At 43.6% G+C, this 23751-nt stretch carries 11 protein-coding genes, 2 tRNA genes and 3 rRNA genes; 3 read left to right on the forward strand and 13 right to left on the reverse strand.

Annotation, left to right across the window (positions count from 1 at the left end; all coding sequences use genetic code 11):
- Nucleotides 1-2: 2 nt before the first annotated feature.
- The 4 genes from OQ289_RS20140 to lipA all read right to left on the reverse strand — a co-directional run bounded on the left by OQ289_RS20140 (nt 3) and on the right by lipA (nt 6534).
- The gene (locus OQ289_RS20140) at nt 3-3371 is read right to left on the reverse strand and encodes a TonB-dependent receptor (protein WP_270088540.1); all 3369 of its coding nucleotides are present in this window, start codon (nt 3369-3371) and stop codon (nt 3-5) included.
- A gap of 191 nt (nt 3372-3562) precedes the next feature.
- The gene (locus OQ289_RS20145) at nt 3563-4762 is read right to left on the reverse strand and encodes a FecR family protein (RefSeq protein WP_270088541.1); all 1200 of its coding nucleotides are present in this window, start codon (nt 4760-4762) and stop codon (nt 3563-3565) included.
- 81 nt (nt 4763-4843) lie between these two features.
- Nucleotides 4844-5479: an RNA polymerase sigma factor gene (locus OQ289_RS20150; RefSeq protein WP_270088542.1), complete on the reverse strand. Its 636-nt coding sequence runs from the start codon at nt 5477-5479 to the stop codon at nt 4844-4846.
- A 173-nt stretch (nt 5480-5652) separates the two neighbouring features.
- Nucleotides 5653-6534 (reverse strand): lipoyl synthase, encoded by an 882-nt coding sequence (lipA, locus tag OQ289_RS20155; RefSeq protein ID WP_033565541.1) that lies wholly within the window; start codon nt 6532-6534, stop codon nt 5653-5655.
- A 154-nt stretch (nt 6535-6688) separates the two neighbouring features.
- On the opposite strand from lipA, the gene OQ289_RS20160 reads away from it, so the two are divergent.
- Nucleotides 6689-8944, forward strand: a complete 2256-nt coding sequence (locus tag OQ289_RS20160) for a glycoside hydrolase family 20 protein (protein WP_270088543.1) — start codon at nt 6689-6691, stop codon at nt 8942-8944.
- 53 nt (nt 8945-8997) lie between these two features.
- On the opposite strand, the gene OQ289_RS20165 is transcribed toward OQ289_RS20160, so the two are convergent.
- Entirely contained in the window at nt 8998-9504 is a 507-nt protein-coding gene (locus OQ289_RS20165) for a hypothetical protein (protein ID WP_270088544.1), read from the reverse strand.
- Nucleotides 9505-9873: 369 nt separating this feature from the next.
- Here OQ289_RS20165 and carB point away from each other — a divergent pair, with 369 nt between their 5' ends.
- Nucleotides 9874-12690: a carbamoyl-phosphate synthase large subunit gene (gene carB / locus OQ289_RS20170; RefSeq protein WP_270088545.1), complete on the forward strand. Its 2817-nt coding sequence runs from the start codon at nt 9874-9876 to the stop codon at nt 12688-12690.
- Nucleotides 12691-12785: 95 nt separating this feature from the next.
- Here carB and OQ289_RS20175 read toward each other — a convergent pair whose 3' ends face one another.
- The 8 genes from OQ289_RS20175 to OQ289_RS20210 form a co-directional block, all read right to left on the reverse strand.
- Nucleotides 12786-13874, reverse strand: a complete 1089-nt coding sequence (locus OQ289_RS20175) for a formylglycine-generating enzyme family protein (protein ID WP_270088546.1) — start codon at nt 13872-13874, stop codon at nt 12786-12788.
- A gap of 388 nt (nt 13875-14262) precedes the next feature.
- Nucleotides 14263-14374: ribosomal RNA gene (gene rrf / locus OQ289_RS20180) — 5S ribosomal RNA — on the reverse strand.
- Nucleotides 14375-14459: 85 nt separating this feature from the next.
- Nucleotides 14460-17344 (reverse strand): 23S ribosomal RNA (locus OQ289_RS20185).
- Nucleotides 17345-17497: 153 nt separating this feature from the next.
- A tRNA-Ala gene (locus OQ289_RS20190) sits at nt 17498-17571 on the reverse strand.
- 13 nt (nt 17572-17584) lie between these two features.
- Nucleotides 17585-17658: transfer RNA gene (locus OQ289_RS20195), tRNA-Ile, on the reverse strand.
- Nucleotides 17659-17770: 112 nt separating this feature from the next.
- Nucleotides 17771-19292: ribosomal RNA gene (locus OQ289_RS20200) — 16S ribosomal RNA — on the reverse strand.
- The 16S, 23S and 5S rRNA genes sit together here with 2 tRNA genes alongside, the layout of an rRNA operon.
- A gap of 566 nt (nt 19293-19858) precedes the next feature.
- Nucleotides 19859-20677 carry a 3-keto-disaccharide hydrolase gene (locus tag OQ289_RS20205; protein ID WP_270088547.1) on the reverse strand — a complete coding sequence of 273 codons (819 nt, stop codon included), beginning with the start codon at nt 20675-20677 and terminating at the stop codon, nt 19859-19861.
- Between the two features lie 84 nt (nt 20678-20761).
- Entirely contained in the window at nt 20762-21922 is a 1161-nt protein-coding gene (locus OQ289_RS20210) for an acyl-CoA dehydrogenase family protein (RefSeq protein ID WP_270088548.1), read from the reverse strand.
- Between the two features lie 267 nt (nt 21923-22189).
- Here OQ289_RS20210 and amaB point away from each other — a divergent pair, with 267 nt between their 5' ends.
- A complete protein-coding gene (gene amaB, locus OQ289_RS20215; RefSeq protein WP_270088549.1) occupies nt 22190-23719 on the forward strand; it encodes an L-piperidine-6-carboxylate dehydrogenase in 1530 nt (509 codons plus the stop codon).
- The last annotated feature ends 32 nt before the right edge of the window (nt 23720-23751 follow it).

Genomic DNA, 23751 nt, shown 5'->3' on the forward strand with positions numbered 1-23751 from the left:
ATTTAAAAACTTAGATTAACCCCAAACATAAATGACTTCGCCACAGGATAGTATCCTTGATCAACTCCCATACTGAGTGGTGACCCACTTCCAATTTCAGGATCCAAACCGGAGTATTTCGTAAACGTGAACAAGTTATATGCACCAGTCCATATCCTTATGCGCTCTATTTTTGCCTTCGACAACAATGAGGCTGGCAATGTATACCCCAACTGTATATTCTTGATTCGGAGATAACTTCCATTCTCGACAAGCCAGTCAGATACCTGTAGGTTATTTTGATTAGATGAACTGATTTTAAATTGTGTATTGCTAGGATTTGTCGGTGTCCACGCTTCAGTCAATAACTCACGCGGCGCGTTGTACCAGCCCACGCCTGATTTCATGTCAATCTTTGAAATATTCATGATTTCATTACCCTGCGTTCCTTGTGCCAACAATTGAAAATCAAACCCTTTATAATCCAATCCTATACGAAAACCGTAAGTCAAATCCGGAAAAGGATCTCCGATATTTGTCCGGTCTAGGTTATTGATCTTTCCATCCTGATTCACATCCACAAAACGAAGGTCTCCAGGTCTAGCGCCCTCTTGTATATAGCTATCCACTTCTTGTTGTGACTGGAATATACCATCGGTTTTTAAGCCATAGTAATACCCAATAGGCATATTTTCTTCCGTCATTGTAGTAGTATAACTAATCCATCCGCCTCCCGTGATAGGTTCACCACCACCCAAAGTCAACACCTTATTTCGAAAAGTCGAGGCATTTGCTGCAATAGTATAACCCAAATCTCCAATCTTATTCCGATAGGCTACATCCAACTCCAATCCCTTATTCTGTACACCACCCGCATTTGACCATGGGCTATTGGGAAATCCCAGATAAGCCGGCAAAGGAACATTTAACAGCATCCCATCCGTATTCTTTCTGTAGGCATCCACTGTTACATTCAATTTGCTTTCAAAAAATGCCAGATCGAGCCCGATATCGACTTGCTCCGTCTGTTCCCAACGAATAAGCGGATTACCAATATAATTACTACCTCCGATCAGCTGTGGGTTACGCGGGCCGAACAGGTAATAGCCCATATTTCCAGAGTAAGTCGTCAGGTATGCGCCACTACTAATATTTTGATTTCCAATTTTACCCCAACTAAATCTTAATTTTCCGCTACTCAACCAAGAAAGAGACTTTGTAAATTCCTCCTCTGAAAAGTTCCATCCCGCAGATATCGAAGGAAATGTTCCCCATTTCTCATCTCGCCCAAAGTTAGACGACCCGTCATAGCGAAGATTTGCCGTTACCATATATCTGTTCTTATAAGAATAGAACACCCGACTGAAATAGGAATTCAAAGCATTTTCCCATTTTGTTCCCGAAGCTTGAGGGTTGATAGTACCTGCATCGATTATCCATTGACTCGGGTCATTCGATATCAGTCCTTGCTTCGAAGCACCAGTAGACTCTCCTTTCCATTGCTCCGCAGAAGTCCCAATCATTGCCGTAATATGATGATCCTCTATTTTTTTCTCATAGGTCAATGTATTTTCCCAAACATAATAATCCGTTTTAGAAGTCGATTTACCAACTGTAGCATCTACATTAAACTGGTTACCATTGAGATAATATTTAGGTAAAAAAGAGTCCGAAGTACTTCTTCCTAAATCCACTCCAAGACTACTCCTGTACTTTAACCAATCGGTAAATTGAATATCTATAGCTCCACCTCCCTTTATAGCAAGACCTTTCCACCGATTATTTTTATAGATATCCGTTTGTGCTACAGGATTTTCCTTATTTGTCATCAGAATTGGGCCATAATTGGACCAAGGATTGTTTGGATCGATTTTATCTAAAAATAGTCCCGGACGCAGAAAATCTGGGATATCAACCAAGTTATTTCGATATACCTGCGAGATGGGATCTGCTACAAAAGCAATAAATGCCGTATTGAATCCAGGACTGTTTTCCAGTACATTCCCACGTCCTTCATTAATCAAACCTATGTTTCCTGATAACTTTAACCATTTCCGTAGGTTGTGATTAAAATTCGTCCGCCACGAGAGGCGATCATAATCGGAACCATTGATAATTCCTTGTTGATCCATGTATCCCACGCTCGTGCGGTATGCCAAATCTTTCATACCTCCTGAAATAGCAATATCATAATTCTGAATAACAGCATCCTTATGGTTGATTTCTTTCCACCAATTAGTTCCCTCCGTACTTCCCGTATTCGATTTTAAGAATTTCAGAACATCAGCTTTATTCTGTTCGCTAAAATAAGGGTCCAATCCAGCGTTTATATTTGCAAGATTTTTATACTCCATGAATTCAGATGCATTCATCATATCATACGTCTTCGTTGGATTTTGAAAGCCCACATAGCTATCGAATGAAATCAAATTGTTCAATACATCCCCTTTTTGATTCCCTTTGGCTGTTGTCACCATAATGACTCCGTTTGCTGCTCGAGAACCATAAATTGCAGTTGCTGACGCATCTTTCAGAATTTCCATAGAAAGGATATCATTCGGATTCAACCAACCAATATCCGACTGAGGAAGACCATCTACCACATACAGTGGATTATTATCATTGACTGTACCAATACCACGTATCCTAACCGCAGGCGGTGTGCCTGGGCTCCCTCCTGTAGACGTCACCTGTACACCTGCAGCTTGCCCCTGCAAGCCCTCGGTCGCATTTCTTATAGGCATATTCTTAATCTCCTTCCCATCCAACTTCCCAACAGCTCCAGTCAAATCACGCTTGAGTTGCGTACCGTATCCTACGACCACCACCTCTTCCAAACCACTTATCGATTCTTCCAGCACTACCTGGATCGACGTATTTGAAGAAATCGCAACTTCTGTAGATTGGTATCCTACCGCCGAGAAAAGCAGACTTTTTCCCTCCTCCAAAAAAATCCTAAAATTACCGGACTGATCGGTAGAAGTTGCACTATCCGTACCTTTAATCGTTACCGTTACACCTGTTATTGGATTCCCCGATGGATTTTTAACCGTACCTGTAACCTCTCGCTGTTGGAGGAGATTGTTCCCTGAAGATCTTTGCATTTTTTTAATCAGGACCGTTTTATTCGCCAACTCAAAGGTCAATCCTTGATCATCCAGACATGCTTTCAACACCTCTTTAAAATCTGTATTTAAGAATCGGACGGAAATCTTCTTATCACTATCAATTTCTGCACTGTTATACAGAAAATCATAATCTGTCTGCTTTTGAATCTGGTTCAAAATATCGCGAAGATTGGCCTTCTTAGCGTGAATACTTACTTTCTGTGCAAAAGTTGAAGCATTGACCTGCAAAAGAAAAGTCGTCAAAAAAAAGATGACTAATTTCATAACAATAAGGTATCTAATTAAGATTTGTCGCGTTATACAACAATTTCTAATTGAAGTTTTATACATTTGGTTTATGTTTGGTTTATAATTTATAATTACTTCTTATCACAAGGTTATTTTTATGGACAAGCATTTCTTCGGAAGCGTTCGCAGCGCTTCCGATTTCTTGACATCTCCAATCTTAGGTCAGTTTACTTCATCACCCTCACCCTCCCTTCTACAATTTTAAATTTTAAAGAAGATATACGCTCCAGTTGTCCCAAAAGATCGGACAATTTTTGTGAACGTCTAACTGAACCGGAAAATCGATCTGAAGATTCAGAAAGAATTTCCACCCCTTTAATGTCATACCACTTCGACAGCTCATACAACACTTGCTTTATCGATTGGTCTGTAAATCTAAAATATCCATCCTTCCACGCCATCATTTCTTCCAAATTGACTGTTCGAGATACGATATCACCGCTTTTACTATTTACAATAGCCTGCTCCCCAGGCATCAATCTAACATGCGTCTTTTTACTGGACACCAACACAGAGCCCTCGCTAAGAGTCACTTCACTGTTTAGTTCTTCTGGATAGGCCGATGCATTGAATTTAGTCCCTAAGACTTGTATTTCACTAGTATTAGTCTTCACACGAAAAGGGGCATCTCGATTATGAGCAATCTCAAAATAGGCTTCGCCGTTGAGATCGACTTGACGTGTATTATCGAAGATTAAGGGAAAGGAAAGACTTGATGCGCTATTCAATTTGACTACCGAACCATCTGCCAATATAATTTCAGCAGAAGAGCCCTTAGCAGTCTTAAACACTTGTCGTTTCGCTAATGAGTGAAGCGAAGCATTTGCATAAGCAAAATAAAACCTACCGCCTTTTCTTTTTTCTATCCGCACTCCATCTACTTCCCGCACTTGCCCTTCCTCTAAATCGTCCAAGGAAATTGGTTTGCCATTCTCTAGAATCAACGTTGCTACTGTATATGGAAGGAGTGTAATTTCTTGTTGGTCTTGTTGAACAACCCTCGACATTGGAGGAGCCTCTCTTTTCATATAAAAAATCAATCCCAATGCTATTAGAAGCACTGCAGCGGCAGGAATACCATATTTAAACCTAAAATGCCTTTTAGCAGCTCGTTCCTCATTCAAATTATCGACCCCAGACATTCCCGCTATTTCAGCTCTCACCCGGTCGAATACCCCCTTTTTCTTAAAATCCAGAACATCTATTCGTGACCAGTTGATCGTCGTCAATACATCATCGATTACCCCCCCAACTATTGCCTCATCAGACTCTTCCAGGGTCAACAGCAATTGCTTCACCTCCTCCTTGGATAGTTCATTCTTAAAATATTTCTCTAAACGACTCTTTAAATCTTCAGTGTTCATCATACGGTCTATCGCTCTTCAGAAGCGTTGATTTCCCATAGAACACCTAAAAAAGAAAACAGGACTAGTAAAAAAGAAAAAAAATTAAAAAATATACATCGATAGAATCAACAGGTAGAGATAGTCCGTTTTATTTAGCTGTTCTCGTAAGGATTTTAAAGCCTCCACAATATGATTTTTTACAGTATTTTGCGAAATCTGAAGTTTTTGGGCAATTTCAGAATGGCTTAATCCATCAATACGACTCAATTTAAATACCTGCTGCTGCTTTGGAGAAAGCTTACGCATGGCCTTAAAGATGTTTTGCTCCAACTCAGAAACCTCCAAATCATTCGGAAAAATCAACTGTTGATTGACGAGCGCCATATACAGTTTTTCAGTTGACAATTGCGCATTCCGTATTTCGCGCAATTTATTCAAGGCTTGCCTTTTTGTAAGGACATACAAAAAGAGCCATATGTTACCACTAACATCCAGCTTCTCACGATGCCTCCACAATTTGACAAATACCTCTTGTACGATATCTTCACTCCAACCATTATCCTTCACAAATAAGAAAGCTAATTTGTAGACCTGTTCCGCATAATAATCATATACTTGTTCAAAGACAAGTTTATCTCCTCCTGCTAATGCGCGCAAATCACATATATAGGCACTGTGGGGCATGGGTTCTGGTTTATTCAACTGGTACTGATCAAACTTAGATAAAATGCTTTGCATTCGCGAATATCTAATAGAAAAAATACAATTGGTTACCCTCTTTTTTTGTTCGTTTATGAACGACTTCATCCATGAAAAAGTACAAAAGTAACATCGACATCCATGATATACAAAAAAGGCCTAGTAAATAAAAATTTACCAGGCCTCCTATTATATCCTATTCTTTCATGAGATTACTGCATATCAAAAAGATGCTTCTCCGCATGATACGAAGAGCGAACCAATGGTCCAGACTCCACGTACTTAAATCCCATTTTCAATCCAATTTCTTTATACTTATCAAATTGAGCCGGAGTGACCCAATCAATTACCGGGTGATGTGCTTTTGTTGGTTGCAAATACTGACCCAACGTCAAGATATGAACACCCACGTTGTATAAATCCTGCATTGCTTCGACCACATCCTCTTCCGTTTCTCCCAAGCCCAGCATGATACCAGATTTAGTTCGCAAGCCCGCTTCCGAGATACGTCTTAAACATTCCAAGGAGCGGTCATATTTTGCCTGGATACGCACTTCCCTAGTTAAGCGGCGAACCGTTTCTAAATTATGTGAAACCACTTCAGGACGAACTGCAAGTACTCGATCCAAGTTATCCCACTGTCCCTTAAAATCCGGAATTAAGGTCTCTAAAGTTGTCTCTGGACTTTCCTTCCGTATTGCGTTGATTGTCTCCGCCCAAATGATAGATCCTCCATCTTTAAGATCGTCACGATCCACAGATGTGATGACGCAATGTTTGACCTGCATGAGTTTAACCGAATTAGCCACACGATTCGGCTCATCCAAATCTACGGCCAAGGGTCGTCCCGTAGCAACGGCACAAAACGAACATGATCGAGTACAAATATTTCCCAAAATCATAAATGTTGCCGTCCCTGCCCCCCAACATTCCCCCATGTTAGGACAATTCCCACTTTCACATATCGTATGCAATTTATGCTCATCGACAAGACCTCGCACATGTCTATACTCCTTACCTACGGGCAGTTTTACGCGTAACCAATCAGGTCTGCGCTGAGTCTGGCTCACGGGAATTACTGGAAGTTCAATCATGACACAAAGTTACGGATTATTCAATTAAATAACCATTTAGAATTTGTTTGAATAATATCATAAAACAATTCCTGACCCTTTTGGTTATTTATTTAAGACCAAAGTCGATATTTAGCGCCTAAATTAAGATATTTGTACCTAAAACATTGCTCACATGCTTCGAAATACCACTACAGCAGTACTATTCTTCATGCTATTTATACAAATAGGCTTTGCACAAACACCTATCTTAGATATCATCCCTAAACCCAATAAGGTCAACTATCTCGAAGGAAGCTACAGCATCCCTTCCAATCCCAAGATTTATATCACCCCCGAATTTGAAGGAGTTGTCGATCTACTTTCCGAGCATCCAGCCATCCAAAGCTATACCATAGAGATTGTAAAGAAGGTTAAGAAAGTACCTAATACTGGAATACGGCTTACAACAGGATTAGAGACGGACAGATTTGATGACAATACCTACAAAATTGAAGCTGATAATAATGGGATTGTATTAAAAGCCAAAAACACCAAGTTGATGATCAACGCGATATTCACGCTCATTCAAATAGCGTATCTTCAAGATTATCCACAATTCATCCCTTCCGTCGAAATTGAAGACAGTCCTCGTTTTGGTTACCGAGGAATGATGTTGGATGTTTCCAGGCATTTCATGCCTTTCAGCTCATTGAAAAAGTTCGTTGATGTGATGGCACTATACAAGTTCAACCATTTACATTGGCATTTGACAGATGGCGCCGGATGGAGACTACAAATCCTCAAATATCCCGAACTTACTAACAAAGCAGCTTGGCGTACACATGCCGGTTGGAAAGACTGGTGGAACAACGGCCGCCATTACGTAGAGCAAGGCACTCCAAACGCTTCTGGGGGTTATTATACACAAGACCAAGCTCGTGAATTGGTTGCTTACGCTGCGCGCAAGGGCATTACAGTTATTCCTGAAATTGAAATGCCAGGCCATTCCGAAGAAGTACTAGCTTTATTTCCTCAGTTGGCCTGTTCTGGACAGCCGTATACACAGGGTGAATTTTGTATTGGCAATGAGGAGACATTTACATTCCTTAAAAATGTTTTGGATGAAGTCATCGACATATTTCCTTCTACATATATACACATAGGAGGCGATGAAGCCTCCAAAGAACATTGGAAAAATTGCCCGAAAGATCAAGCTTTAATGAAAAAAGAAGGTCTTAAAAGCGAAGAAGAATTACAAAGCTATGCCATAAAGCAAATTGACCTCTATCTGCAATCCAAAGGACGTAAGCTATTGGGTTGGGACGAGATACTAGAAGGTGGGTTAAGTGCAGGAGCTACCGTCATGAGTTGGAGAGGCGAAGAGGGTGGTATCAAAGCCGCTAACGCGGGCCATGATGTCATTATGACTCCAGGTAGCTATTTATACTTTGATGGATATCAAACCGACCCACGCACACAGCCAGAATCAATTGGCGGCTACCTTCCTATTGACAAGGTATACAGCTATGACCCTATACCCACTGCTATTGCCGCAGATAAAACCAAACATGTTTTAGGCGCACAGGCCAATTTATTTGCCGAATACATGCCAACCTATCAGCATGTTGAATATATGGCCTTCCCAAGAGCACTAGCCCTCTCAGAAGTTGTATGGACAAAAAAGGTGGACAAGAGCTGGGAAGACTTTCACAGCAGACTACAAAGACATTACAAATTACTCCAACAACTAGAGGTTAATTATTACCGTCCTTCTTACAATGTAAGATTTGAAGTATTATTCAATCCAGAAAAATATAGTAACCTTATCACCCTGCATACCGAGCAGGTCAGTCCAGACATTCGATACACCATAGATGGTAGTGATCCCTCCGCAAATTCCACTCCATACACACAGCCTATCGACCTAGCCATTGTCTCTACAATCAAAGCGGCTATCTTCTTAGACTCCACACGTGTGGGGCCTATACAGAGTATAGAGGTAGATGTGCATAAAGCAATTGGTAAGACCGTGCTATATCAGCAAACTTGGGAAGGCTATCCTGCACAAAAAGAACTCACACTTACCAATGGAAAAAAAGGAGGACTTACCTATGGTGATGGAGAGTGGCAAGGTTTTACCAAAGACATCGATGTAACGGTCGATTTTGAACGAAGAGAAGAAATCAAAAGTGTAGCCATGAACTTTATGCAAGTACCCGGACCAGGCGTATACTTCCCCGGAGAGTTTGTGGTTTCAGTATCTGACAATGGAAAAACCTTTCGCGAAATCGGAATCGTCAAGAACGACATAGGCACCGACGACCCTAAATTAAAATTCAAGAAATTCGAATTGAAGTTACCTAAAAGCCAAGCAGCAAGATTTGTAAGAATAAAAGCCACAAACCCAATGAAAGGCTATCTCTTTACAGATGAGATTATCATTTACTAAAATAAAAGGGCTTGCAATTGCAAGCCCTTTTATTTTCAATTAGAGACGATTGACTAGAATACGTAACGAGCAGTTAGTCCACCATTGAATAAAAATCCATTGATTCCACCGTATGATTTAACGAAGTGTGCTGTTGGTCTTGCATCAGCCGAAAATGCGAAAGGTGCATTTTTTAATTTATAATCCACCCCTCCTGTAGGGAATATACCGACTGAAATACCTTTAAAATCCTCATAATCAGAGAACGTATTGGCGACAATAGCACCACCACCTACAAACCATTTAAATCCCTCAATATTTGCAATTTGGAAATGATGTTGGTAGGCACCCGATATAGAAACATTGGTTACACCATCACTGTAACCCCCATAAGAGACACTAGGTTTTAAACCTAAATTGAACTCCAACGCTGCCGGCGCACTAATGAATGTTTTGAAAGAAGCACCTACAAGGTCATAATACCCACCTCCAAAACGTACACCGATTGAATTTTTGTAGTCCTGACCAAAGGCAAAAGTTACCAAAAACAAGGTCGCAAGCAATAAAAATGTTCTTTTCATAAAAATAAATTATAGTATAGATTGTAAAAATTATTGGCGAATATAAATCAAAATTTAATGTAAAAAAATCGAAATGGTAATACTTCACACGTTAAACGTTGCGAATATCTGCTTTTTTTCCCTTCCATAAAATACCTGTAAACTGGTAATTTACGCTCATTTATACCAATCCGCCAAAATTGAAAAATATACTATCACCCCCATTGTGAAAGTTTTTTCAAACTCTATTCATCTTAATGCTAAGATATTCAAATAAAATATGTAACTTTGCACTCCGACAAAGCAGTCGGAATCTTCCCTTCATAGAAAGCTTTTCGCTGTACTTTGTTCAAAATCGTTTTTAAAAAAATAATTTTTTGAACTACAAAAATGCCAAGAAACACTTCCATCAAATCGGTTTTAATAATTGGATCAGGGCCTATCGTCATCGGTCAAGCCTGCGAATTCGATTATTCAGGATCTCAAGCAGCATTATCTTTAAAAGAAGAAGGTATTGAAGTATCCATTATCAACTCCAATCCGGCGACTATCATGACTGACAAAGTCGTAGCAGACAATGTTTACTTGCTTCCTTTGACTTGTGAAAGCATCGAAGAAATCCTTCAGAAGCACAACATCGATGCCGTATTGCCAACTATGGGTGGTCAGACCGCATTGAACCTTTGTATTGAAGCTTCCGAACGTGGAATCTGGGAGAAATACAACATTCAAGTAATTGGAGTGGATGTTGCTGCAATCGAAAAAACAGAAAATCGTGAAGCTTTCCGTCAACTGATGGTCGATATTGGTGTAGGTGTTGCTACTTCAAAAATCGCAAATTCATTTTTAGAAGGTAAAGAAGCTGCCCAGGAAATTGGGTATCCACTCGTTATCCGCCCTTCCTATACTCTTGCTGGAACAGGTGGTGGTTTTGTACATAAAAAAGAAGATTTTGACGCAGCCTTAAATAGGGGCCTGCACGCTTCGCCTACACATGAAGTATTGGTAGAACAGGCCGTATTAGGTTGGAAAGAATTCGAATTAGAATTACTTCGTGATACCAATGATAATGTCATTATCATCTGTACTATCGAAAATTTCGACCCTATGGGGATTCATACTGGTGATTCCATCACTGTTGCACCCTCAATGACATTAAGCGACCGTTGTTATCAAGACATGCGCAACCAAGCTATCAAAATGATGCGCTCTATTGGTAACTTTGCTGGCGGCTGTAACGTACAGTTCTCTGTAAACCCTGAGAATGAAGAAATTATAGCAATAGAAATTAACCCCCGGGTATCCCGTTCATCAGCATTAGCATCCAAAGCAACGGGTTACCCAATTGCAAAGATTGCCGCTAAACTAGCAATCGGATACAACTTGGATGAACTGCAAAATCAGATTACCCAAACAACATCCGCGTATTTCGAACCTACACTTGACTACGTAATTGTTAAAGTGCCTCGTTTCAACTTTGATAAATTCAAAGGAGCCAACCCAGAGTTAGGCTTACAAATGAAAGCTGTAGGAGAAGTCATGGCTATTGGCCGCACCTTTATTGAAGCCCTTCAGAAAGCCGCACAATCACTCGAAACCAACCGTGCGGGACTAGGAGCAGATGGCAAGCAAAGTCGCAACCTAGAGGAGATTATGCATAGTCTTGAACACCCGAGTGCCGATCGTTTATTCCATATTAAAGATGCTTTTGAATTAGGTGTTCCTTTAGAGTCTATTCGTAAAGCTACCCTTATCGACAAATGGTTTCTCGTACAGATTCAAGAATTGGTACAGTTAGAAGGCGAACTACGTCGCTACCAACTCAACAACATACCAAAAGATTTCTTTATGACCTTAAAACAAAAAGGTTATTCAGACATACAAATTTCTTGGTTACTGGGCAACGTAAGTGAAGACGATGTCTATGCTCGTCGTAAAGAATTAGGCATTAATCGCGTCTACAAAATGGTAGACACCTGTGCAGCAGAATTCCCGGCTCAGACGCCATACTACTACTCCACTTTTGAAGAAGAAAATGAATCTATTGTTTCCGACAAAAAGAAGATAGTTGTATTAGGTTCTGGTCCTAACCGAATTGGTCAAGGTATTGAATTTGATTATTCTTGTGTACACGGTTTATTGGCATCCAAGGAAGCTGGATACGAAGCCATCATGGTCAACTGTAATCCAGAAACAGTATCGACAGACTTCAACATGGCTGACAAATTATACTTTGAGCCTGTTTTCTGGGAACATGTTCGCGAAATCATCGAGCTGGAGAAACCAGAAGGGGTAATCGTACAACTTGGCGGTCAGACAGCACTTAAAATGGCTGAAAAACTTGAAGCCATAGGCGTCAAAATTATTGGCACATCCTTCCAAGACATGGATTTGGCAGAAGATAGAGGTCGTTTTTCCGATTTATTAAAAGATTTGGATATTCCATACCCTAAATATGGAGTCGCAGAATCAGCAGAAGAAGCTCTTGTTGTCGCTAATGAAGTCGGCTACCCTGTTCTTGTCCGTCCTTCCTATGTATTGGGAGGCCAAGGTATGAGCATTGTAATCAACGACGAAGATTTAGAGAAAGCAGTAGTCAATCTACTCAAAAATCTACCTGGAAATCGCGTATTGATTGACCACTTCTTAGACCGTGCAGAAGAAGCCGAATCAGATTCTATCTGTGACGGTGATGATGTACATATCATCGGCATGATGGAACATATTGAACCTGCGGGTATCCATTCAGGAGACTCATATGCCGTTCTTCCTACCTTCAGTCTATCACAGAATGTCCAGGACAAAATGGAAGAATATTCTGTTAAATTGGCAAAGGCATTAAACGTGAGCGGATTACTAAATATCCAATTCGCAATAAAAGATGACAAAGTGTACGTGATTGAGGCCAATCCTCGCGCATCCCGTACCGTACCTTTCATTGCCAAGGCATATGATGTACCGTATATCAACATCGCTACTAAAGTCATGTTAGGGGTGAATAAATTGAAAGATTTTAAGATCGAGCGTAAACTTGAGGGATATGCAATCAAGGAGCCTGTATTCTCCTTCTCTAAATTCCCCGAAGTAGACAAACAATTAGGTCCAGAGATGAAATCGACTGGTGAAGCCATTCGATTCATAAAAGATTTGAACGATCCATACTTTAGAGAACTATATGCCAAAAAATCAATGTTCTTAAGCAAATAGTCATCATTACTATAAAAAGAAGAGGCGAGATTTATTGAATCTCGCCTCTTCTTTTTAAATAGCTATAGCTACATGTACCTTCTCAATACGCTATACTAAATATCCTTCACGCAACGAAAGCCAACGTTACTTGTTGGGCTATTCACCTCACCTTTACCACGACTTCCAGCCTTATAGCGCTCACAATACATATCATTACATAAGAATGAACCACCTCGCTGTACGCGTTTCACAGCTCCCGGTTCCTGCGGGTCGTAAGAGTCTATTGGCCCTTTAGGATTATCGACACTACTACTTTGATAGTAGTCTGGACGGTAATAATCTGCACACCACTCCCACACGTTACCTTCCATGTCATAGAGACCCCAAGCATTAGCTGGATAAGATTTTACCGGAGCCAAACCTATGAAGCCATCCTCACCCGTATCCTTCACGGGAAAATTACCTTGAAAAATATTCGCAGGCCACTTTCCGTTCTCTGTCTTCTCCTCACCCCAGTAATAGATTTCCTTATTGTGTTGATTTGTTTTTGCCGCATACTCCCACTCCGCCTCTGTAGGGAGACGCTTTCCTGCCCATTGAGCATAGGCTTCAGCATCCTGGTAGGCGATATGTACAACGGGCCTATTCTCCTTCTGCCGTATAGAGCTATTAGGTCCTTCAGGACTTTTCCAACTTGCTCCTACAACATAATTCCACCATTGCAATGGATTTTCAAGCCCGTCAACTCTATCTGGCATAGCAAATACAGCAGACCCCGGTTTCAGCATTTCAGGATCCACGCCAGGAAAATCGCTGGGGTCAAGAGGTCGCTCGGCTACCGTTCTATAACCTGTCTCTTTAACAAACTGTGCAAACTGTGCATTCGTCACCTCGTGCTCGTCCATCCAAAAGGAGTTAACAGAGACGGTATGAATCGGCTTCGCATCGTTAAAATCATTCGATCCCATCTCAAACTTGCCACCCAAAATCTTAACCATTTTTACATTGCCTTTACCCATAGAAGTTGTTACAGTAGCTATACTATCTACTTTTCCAGAAAAACGAGATGGAATTCCAGTAACACAATGAGGAGAATCCTGTTCAAATTTAAGCGAACTAGTGGGTTTAGAATTAGTTGTACAAGATACAAAAATCAGACTTTGTCCAAGCATTAGCAAATAGCAGCCAACGGATATTTTCATACTTCCAAAATACATAATAATGAGTAATTTAAGGCATAGGGCAATACAAAATTAGCTAAAAATAAAGGGACTCCTAAGAATCCCTCTAAAATCACCTATTTTAAAACAAACTAAACAGTCTAATTAATTCCGGAACTCTGATATCTGGGCTTTACTTGTTTATAAAGGTTTCCGTACGTCATTTGATTGACAATACAATAATACATCACTTAATGCTAATTGAAAACAAAAAAAACAATGCAACCGTTTGCTCAATCAGCACAATCGTTTGCATCCGTTGCGAATACGGTTCCAGTATCCCCTGGGATACGATGGGAATATGGGCTGTTGTGTCCCCCGGGGAGGGAAACAAAAAAAGCCCCCCCGGTTTCCCGGGGGGGCGTATAAAAAAAGGCACCGACCTACTCTCCCACCTGTTACGGCAATACCATCGGCTCTGGCGGGCTTGACTTCTCTGTTCGGAATGGGAAGAGGTAGACACCGCCGATATAGGCACCTGAAATCCTTTTTGGTACGACACATTATGGTCGTATCTATAGACAATCGAAAGAAAAAAACAAAGAGGAAGACAACAGTGTCCTCTGCTTGAGAAAGCTTCGGGCTATTAGTATTGCTCGGCTATGGTATCTCTACCTTTACACCTACAACCTATCGACGTAGTCATCTACTACGGCCCTCTAAGGAAGTCTCATCTCGTGGCTAGTTTCGCACTTAGATGCTTTCAGCGCTTATCTATCCCCGACGTAGCTACCCTGCCGTACACCTGGCGGCATAACAGGTTCACCAGCGGTCGGTCCAACCCGGTCCTCTCGTACTAAGGTCAGATCCACTCAAACTTCCAACGCCCACAACAGATAGGGACCGAACTGTCTCGCGACGTTCTGAACCCAGCTCGCGTGCCACTTTAATGGGCGAACAGCCCAACCCTTGGGACCTTCTCCAGCCCCAGGATGTGACGAGCCGACATCGAGGTGCCAAACCTCCCCGTCGATATGAGCTCTTGGGGGAGATCAGCCTGTTATCCCCAGCGTACCTTTTATCCTTTGAGCGATGGCCCTTCCATACAGAACCACCGGATCACTATGTCCGTCTTTCGACCCTGTTCGACTTGTCGGTCTCACAGTCAAGCAAGCTTATGCCATTGCACTCCGCGTACGGTTACCAAGCGTACTGAGCTTACCTTTGAAAGCCTCCGTTACCTTTTTGGAGGCGACCACCCCAGTCAAACTACCCACCAAACAATGTCCTCGACATAATCGAGTTAGAAACCGGATACAGAAAGGGCGGTATTTCAAGGTTGATTCCATGGCTCCTGGCGAAGCCACTTCAACATCTCCCGCCTATCCTACACATCCTGTACCCAATTCCAATGTTAAGCTATAGTGAAGGTGCATGGGGTCTTTCCGTCCCGTTGCGGGTAATCGGCGTCTTCACCGATACCACAATTTCACCGAGCTCATGGCTGAGACAGCGCCCAGATCGTTACACCATTCGTGCAGGTCGGAACTTACCCGACAAGGAATTTCGCTACCTTAGGACCGTTATAGTTACGGCCGCCGTTTACTGGGGCTTCGATTCAATGCTTCTCTTGCGATGACATCCCCTCTTAACCTTCCAGCACCGGGCAGGTGTCAGGCCTTATACCTCATCTTGCGATTTCGCAAAGCCATATGTTTTTGTTAAACAGTCGCCTGGGCCTTTTCACTGCGGCTTCTCACTCTCGTGAGGAAGCGCCCCTTCTCCCGAAGTTACAGGGCCATTTTGCCGAGTTCCTTAGCCATGATTCACTCGAGCACCTTAGGATCCTCTCCTCGACTACCTGTGTCGGTTTACGGTACGGGTTTTTATAACCTGGAGCTTAGCGGGTTTTCTTGGAAGTCTGTTTACCTGCTCTATCAGCGCCGCCGGAGCTTTGCTGTACTATTGGGTTTCAGCAGGGTCGGCGGATTTGCCTACCGTCCCTATACCTACGCCTTTCAACGGACTATTCCGTCAGTCCGCGGCAGTGTCACTACTCCGTCACCACATCGCAGTTATAAAAAGTACTGGAATATTGACCAGTTGTCCATCGGTTATCCCCCTTCGGGTGTACCTTAGGCCCCGACTAACCCTGATCCGATTAGCGTTGATCAGGAAACCTTAGTCTTTCGGTGGGCGGGTTTCCCACCCGCCTTATCGTTACTTATGCCTACATTTGCTTTTCCATAAGGTCCACAGCACATTGCCATGCTGCTTCGCCCCCGATGGAATGCTCCCCTACCAGACATACATCGCTGTATGAATCCATGGCTTCGGTAGTAATCTTGATGCCCGTTTATTATCCACGCCCGGCCGCTCGACTAGTGAGCTGTTACGCACTCTTTAAATGAATGGCTGCTTCCAAGCCAACATCCTAGCTGTCTGGGCAACCGGACCTCGTTAGTTCAACTTAGACTACATTTGGGGACCTTAGCCGATGGTCTGGGTTCTTTCCCTCTCGGCCCTGGACCTTAGCACCCAGAGCCTCACTGCAAGACATATCTAACAGCATTCGGAGTTCGTCTGGATTTGGTAGGATTTGACTCCCCCGCACCCAATCGGTAGCTCTACCTCTGCTAGACTCTATTCTCACGCTGTTCCTAAAAACATTTCGGGGAGTACGAGCTATTTCCCAGTTTGATTGGCCTTTCACCCCTACCCTCAGGTCATCCGGAAACTTTTCAACGTTTATCGGTTCGGTCCTCCATTACATGTTACTGCAACTTCAACCTGCCCAAGGGTAGATCACAAGGTTTCGCGTCTACCTCATCTGACTATGCGCCCTATTAAGACTCGCTTTCGCTTCGGCTGCGCGGCTGAACCGCTTAACCTTGCCAGACAAGAGTAACTCGTAGGCTCATTATGCAAAAGGCACGCCGTCACGGAACTTGTCCGCTCCGACCGCTTGTAAGCACACGGTTTCAGGTTCTTTTCACTCCCCTGTTCGGGGTTCTTTTCACCTTTCCCTCACGGTACTGGTTCACTATCGGTCTCTCAGGAGTATTTAGCCTTGGCGGATGGTGCCGCCGGATTCCCACAGGGCGTCTCCGACCCCGCGGTACTCAGGATACCACTATGCTGGCATTCTTTGCCTGTACGGGGCTATCACCCATATCGCCCGGTTTCCCAACCGGTTCCAGTTCATAGCGCCAATGCAATATCGTGGTCCTACAACCCCCAAAATGCCGTAACATGATGGGTTTGGGCTCTTTCCCGTTCGCTCGCCACTACTTGGGAAATCATTGTTATTTTCTTCTCCTACGCCTACTTAGATGTTTCAGTTCAGCGCGTTCGCGTATTGTACGGCATACCTTCAGTATGCCAGGTTTCCCCATTCGGAAATCCACGGATCGAGTCGCATTTGCCGATCCCCGTGGCTTATCGCAGCTTATCACGTCCTTCATCGCCTCTGAGAGCCTAGGCATCCTCCGTGTGCCCTTATTTACTTTCTTCCTCCTCATGGCCCTTTTGCTACCATGGAAGTGCTTGTCGTTACGTTCCCCAAAAGGAAAACGTCCCTACTGTTGTCTTCTCTTGTAATTTTTTTCTTTCAATATGTCAAAGAACTCTTTGCGCACGCAATCCATATAGGACGGCGGCGTTCGTGGAGAATAACGGATTCGAACCGTTGACCCCCTGCGTGCAAGGCAGGTGCTCTAGCCAGCTGAGCTAATCCCCCGTATAACCGATCGTAGTCCCGAGCAGATTTGAACTGCTGACCCCTACATTATCAGTGTAGTGCTCTAACCAACTGAGCTACGGGACTAGCTTATATCTCTCTCGGTACCGACCTCCATATATAGGGACGGACCTTATTCCATTTCTTTTTCCTAGGTCGATCATGTATGTACGTAACGAGTACCTATCAGGTACTCTAGAAAGGAGGTATTCCAGCCGCACCTTCCGGTACGGCTACCTTGTTACGACTTAGCCCCAATTATCGGTTTTGCCCTAACACGCTCCTTGCGGTTACATGCTTTAGGCACCCCCAACTTTCATGGCTTGACGGGCGGTGTGTACAAGGCCCGGGAACGTATTCACCGCGTCATTGCTGATACGCGATTACTAGCGAATCCAACTTCATGAGGTCGAGTTGCAGACCTCAATCCGAACTGTGATCGGCTTTCAGAGATTGGCATCACATTACTGTGTAGCTGCCCGCTGTACCGACCATTGTAGCACGTGTGTAGCCCCGGACGTAAGGGCCATGATGACTTGACGTCGTCCCCACCTTCCTCTCTGCTTGCGCAGGCAGTCTGTTTAGAGTCCCCACCTTGACGTGCTGGCAACTAAACATAGGGGTTGCGCTCGTTGCGGGACTTAACCCAACACCTCACGGCACGAGCTGACGACAGCCATGCAGCACCTAGTTTCCTGTCCCGAAGGACGTATCCGTCTCTGGATACTTCAGTAACTTTCAAGCCCGGGTAAGGTTCCTCGCGTATCATCGAATTAAACCACATGCTCCTCCGCTTGTGCGGGCCCCCGTCAATTCCTTTGAGTTTCACCCTTGCGGGCGTACTCCCCAGGTGGATAACTTAACGCTTTCGCTTGGACGCTGACTGTCTATCGCCAACATCGAGTTATCATCGTTTAGGGCGTGGACTACCAGGGTATCTAATCCTGTTCGATCCCCACGCTTTCGTGCATCAGCGTCAATGATGGCTTGGGATGCTGCCTTCGCAATCGGTGTTCTGAGACATATCTATGCATTTCACCGCTACTTGTCTCATTCCGCATACCTCAACCATATTCAAGTCCTTCAGTATCAAGGGCACTGCGACAGTTGAGCTGCCGTATTTCACCCCTGACTTAAAAGACCGCCTACGCACCCTTTAAACCCAATAAATCCGGATAACGCTTGGATCCTCCGTATTACCGCGGCTGCTGGCACGGAGTTAGCCGATCCTTATTCTTCGGGTACGTTCAGCCACCTACTCGTAGGTGGGTTTATTCCCCGACAAAAGCAGTTTACAACCCATAGGGCAGTCATCCTGCACGCGGCATGGCTGGTTCAGGCTTGCGCCCATTGACCAATATTCCTTACTGCTGCCTCCCGTAGGAGTCTGGTCCGTGTCTCAGTACCAGTGTGGGGGATTCTCCTCTCAGAGCCCCTAGACATCGTCGCCTTGGTGGGCCGTTACCCCGCCAACTAGCTAATGTCACGCGAGCCCATCCCTGTCCTATGAATATTTGATCCCCGGAAGATGCCCTCCAGGGATGTCATGCGGTGTTAATCCGACTTTCGCCGGGCTATCCCCCTGACAAGGGTAGGTTGCTCACGCGTTACGCACCCGTGCGCCACTCTCACGGGGTGCAAGCACCCCGATCGCGTTCGACTTGCATGTATTAGGCCTGCCGCTAGCGTTCATCCTGAGCCAGGATCAAACTCTCCATTGTAAAATGAAGTGTCGACTCTAACTATCTATAACATAAATAGAATTGTCTTTTTTAATTTCCCGACCTGATTGGCTTGGCTTTCGTTTTCCGAACTTTCGCCCGGAAAAATCCCAGCTACTCGTTACGTTACATGATCATTTCCTTAAAGAACTCATCTGCCTCGACTCGCGTTCCGGCATATATCTCACAGGGCTTTGCGCCCCGATCGTTTTCCTGTTTCCAAAACCCTCCGTTTCCGAAGGGACTGCAAAGGTAGGGATATTTTCGACATCCGCAAACTTTATTTTAAAATTGTTCGCCGGAACACATCGCCAATCCCCTCTTTCAAACGGAACGACCTCGCGATCGGACCATACCTCCCTTGCGGAGTGGTGCAAAGGTAGCACTTTTAAACAACCACTTCCAAACTTTCAAACAAAGTTTTTTACCTAAAATAGGTAACGGGTTGATAATAGGAGAGATATTTTAAAAAAAACCGAAGCAACATCCGCTTTACATAGGAACAAAGTCATCTTTAAGCAAAAAAGACAAGAGAAACCATCGCTTAGGAGCAAGTGGAAATACAATTACTTATACGCAGACGATAGGTCCTTAATCTGTATATTTTTAAAATCCACAGGCTGACCCTCGCTCTGTAGCGCAATATAACCGCTCTTTAACAGGCGTCCATCGATTTTAAGTTTAGGATCATAGCGATTAGCTACACCTCCACCTATTTGGGGCTTGGAATACTGAAGAACCGTATCGCCTTCTATAATATGCGTAATCAACGAATCCCCGAGGACAATTAGCTCCGCCCTTACCCATTGGTCCCCATCATATGTTTTCGAAGTAGAGTTTAAACAATGAGACGCTGCAATCTTCCCCTGATAAACCACATTGGTACCAGGTGAGCACATGTTACCGGTAGGTCTTGGATTTCCATCGCTCAACCCACCCAAAAATTGCATTTCCACAGAAATCGGCCAATCTTGCTCCTTAGGCATGGATTTCGGATCCTGAGAATGAAACATTACACCACTATTCCGCAGAGTATAATCAGGAGCACCTTTATGCAACTCGCCTACAAAACGGTATTCCAATTTTAGATGATAATATGAATACGGTGTTTTATAATAGAGATGACCATATTGTTCATTAAAATCTCCGTATTGGTCGTAGCGCACCTGAATCGTTCCATCCTCTACCCGAAAAGTGTTACCATAATTTACACCAAAATCATGATGATGAATCTTGACATTCCAATCCTTAATGTCCTTCCCATTAAACAAAGATTTCCAACCATGGACTGTCTTCACACTTGATTGCTCATCCGTTTTCTTAACGGCGCATCCCCAAAAAGACAATAAGCCAACACAGACAAAAAGGAATAGATTTTTTTTCACCACGATTTAGTTTTAGTTGAAAGGCCTAAAATACAAAAATTACCATTGAAGACAAATACAACTCCCCAGCGATACAATCGCCCCCTAAAAGGCGCTAAAGCCCGTGATATCTTGCCCAGTAATTAACAGATGGATATCATGCGTTCCTTCATAAGTGATGACAGATTCCAAATTCATCATGTGCCGCATAATTGGAAAGTCTCCCACAATACCCATAGCGCCTAAAAGTTGCCTAGACTCTCTCGCGATTTGTAGCGCCATATTCACATTGTTACGTTTAGCCATGGAAATCTGCTGTGGTGTAGCGCGGCCTTCATTCTTTAATACGCCCAATCGCCAAGACATCAATTGCGCCTTAGTAATCTCCGTCAAAAACTCCGCTAATTTCTTTTGCTGTAATTGATAGGCTGCAATCGGCCTTCCAAACTGCTCTCTTTCCATAGCATACTTCAGTGCAGTTTGGTAACAATCTATCGCAGCACCGATAACCCCCCAGGATATCCCGTATCGAGCAGAGTTAAGACAAGACAACGGCCCCTTCATAGACCGCACATCTGGAAGTACATTTTCCCTTGGGATATACACATCGTTAAAAATCAACTCTCCTGTCATAGAAGCCCGTAATGACCATTTATTTTCCGTCTTTGGCGTGCTAAAACCCACCATTGTCCGCTCCACGATTACCCCTCTTATCTTACCCTCTTCATCTTTGGCCCATACCACTGCCAAATCGCAAACGGGGGCATTTGTAATCCACATTTTCGCTCCATTAAGGAGGTACCCCGTTCCCGATTTTACAAGTTTCGTTTCCATGCGTGCTGGATCTGAACCATGGTTAGGTTCGGTCAAGCCAAAGCTCCCAACCCACTCCCCCTTCGCCAATTTGGGCAAATATTTTACACGTTGCTCCTCACTGCCATATGTATAAATCGGAAACATCACCAAAGATGACTGCACCGAAGCAGCAGAACGAACTGCCGAATCCCCTGCTTCCAATTCTTGCATGATAAGACCATATGCGATTTGATCCAAACCAGCCCCACCGTATTTTTGAGGAATATAAGATCCCAATGCACCTACTGCCCCCAACTTCAACATAAGTCCTGACAATTCCCGGTGCTCTTGAGCAGCGACATCAATAAAAGGCTTTACCTCTCTGTTGATGAATTCACGAATCATCCCCTGAATCATCAAATGTTCTTCTGACAGCAGTTCTTGTACCTGAAAATAGTCGACCTCTTTCATATCTATATAATTACTTTTGGATCCATCTCCCGAATCCCAACTATGTTATAACCCTATTTTAACAGCTATTCATGCTATTTCCCAATCATTCATATTTGCCCAATCTGTGCCAAATGGATATTTCACAGAGACAGATATGTTCGAGATTAAATTTAAAGATACACATTATTTAGACCGCAACATAAAACAAATTATATTCATGTAATTATTATAAAACCAGAAAATTATTCCCTATTTTTAAAAAACAAACGAACAATAACAGAATCCATGATTAGAAAAGAATTAGAGAAATTAGGGATTAAGGAAGAAAATCCAGGCACGTCCACCGGCGCCAATTGGTTTGCTTCTGGCGAATTGATTACTTCGTTTTCCCCGGTCGATGGCAAGGAAATTGCAAAAGTCACCTCAACCACCTATACCGAATATGAAGACGTCATCCAGACCGCCACAACGGCAGCACAGCTGTGGAAAGATATCCCCGCTCCCAAACGAGGCGAAATTGTCCGTCAACTAGGTATCAAACTCAGGGAACTTAAACCTGTGTTGGGTAAGCTCGTTTCTTATGAGATGGGCAAATCCTACCAAGAAGGCTTGGGAGAAGTACAAGAAATGATTGACATCTGCGATTTTGCAGTTGGCTTATCCCGCCAATTATATGGCAACACTATACATTCCGAACGTCCTGGACACCGCATGTATGACCAATACCACCCACTTGGATTGGTAGGTATTATCACCGCTTTCAACTTTCCCGTAGCAGTATGGTCATGGAATGCAACATTGGCATTAGTATGTGGCGACGTTGTCATCTGGAAACCAAGTGAAAAAACACCCGTCTGCGCACTAGCCTGCCAACATATCCTTGTCGAGATCCTGAAGAACAATAACCTTCCCGACGGTATTTCATCGGTTGTCACCGGTGACGCTGAAATCGGCAAATGGATAAGCGCTGACAAACGTATCGCATTGGTATCCGCTACGGGCTCTACCCGTATGGGGCGTGCCGTAGCTGTAACCGTTGCCGAACGATTGGGCAAGTCCCTTCTTGAACTGGGAGGAAACAATGCAATCATCGTAACACCCAATGCCGACCTTAAGATGACCATCATAGGAGCGGTATTTGGGGCCGTAGGTACCGCTGGTCAACGTTGCACGAGTACCCGTAGACTTATCATCCACGAAGACATTTATAACACAGTAAAGGCAGCCTTGGTAGCCGCTTACGCTCAAATACACATCGGAGATCCGCTAGATGTCCAAAACCATATGGGTCCACTCATTGATAAAGCAGCAGTAGAAACTTACACAGCGGCTATTGAAAAAATAAAAACCCAGGGCGGTCAAATACTCGTAGAAGGAGGTATTTTATCTGGAGAGGGGTATGAAAGCGGCTGTTATGTCAAACCCGTGATTGCGGAAGTCGAAAACCACTACGATATCGTACAGACCGAAACCTTTGCCCCCATCTTATATCTTATCAAATATAACGGTGAAGTACAGCAAGCAATCGCTCTACAGAACGATGTCGTACAAGGCCTTTCCTCCGCGATCATGACGTCCGACCTACGTGAAGCCGAGCTATTCCTCAGCAATAAGGGATCCGACTGTGGGATTGCAAATGTCAACATTGGGACTTCAGGTGCCGAAATAGGGGGAGCCTTTGGAGGGGAGAAAGAAACAGGCGGAGGACGTGAATCTGGATCGGACGCCTGGAAACTCTACATGCGTAGGCAGACCAATACGATAAACTATACTACTGACTTACCACTTGCCCAAGGCATTACCTTCAATTTATAACATCATATATAGCCTCGTTTATAAATACAAGA

Source organism: Sphingobacterium sp. SYP-B4668 (assembly GCF_027627455.1).
GTDB lineage: Bacteria > Bacteroidota > Bacteroidia > Sphingobacteriales > Sphingobacteriaceae > Sphingobacterium.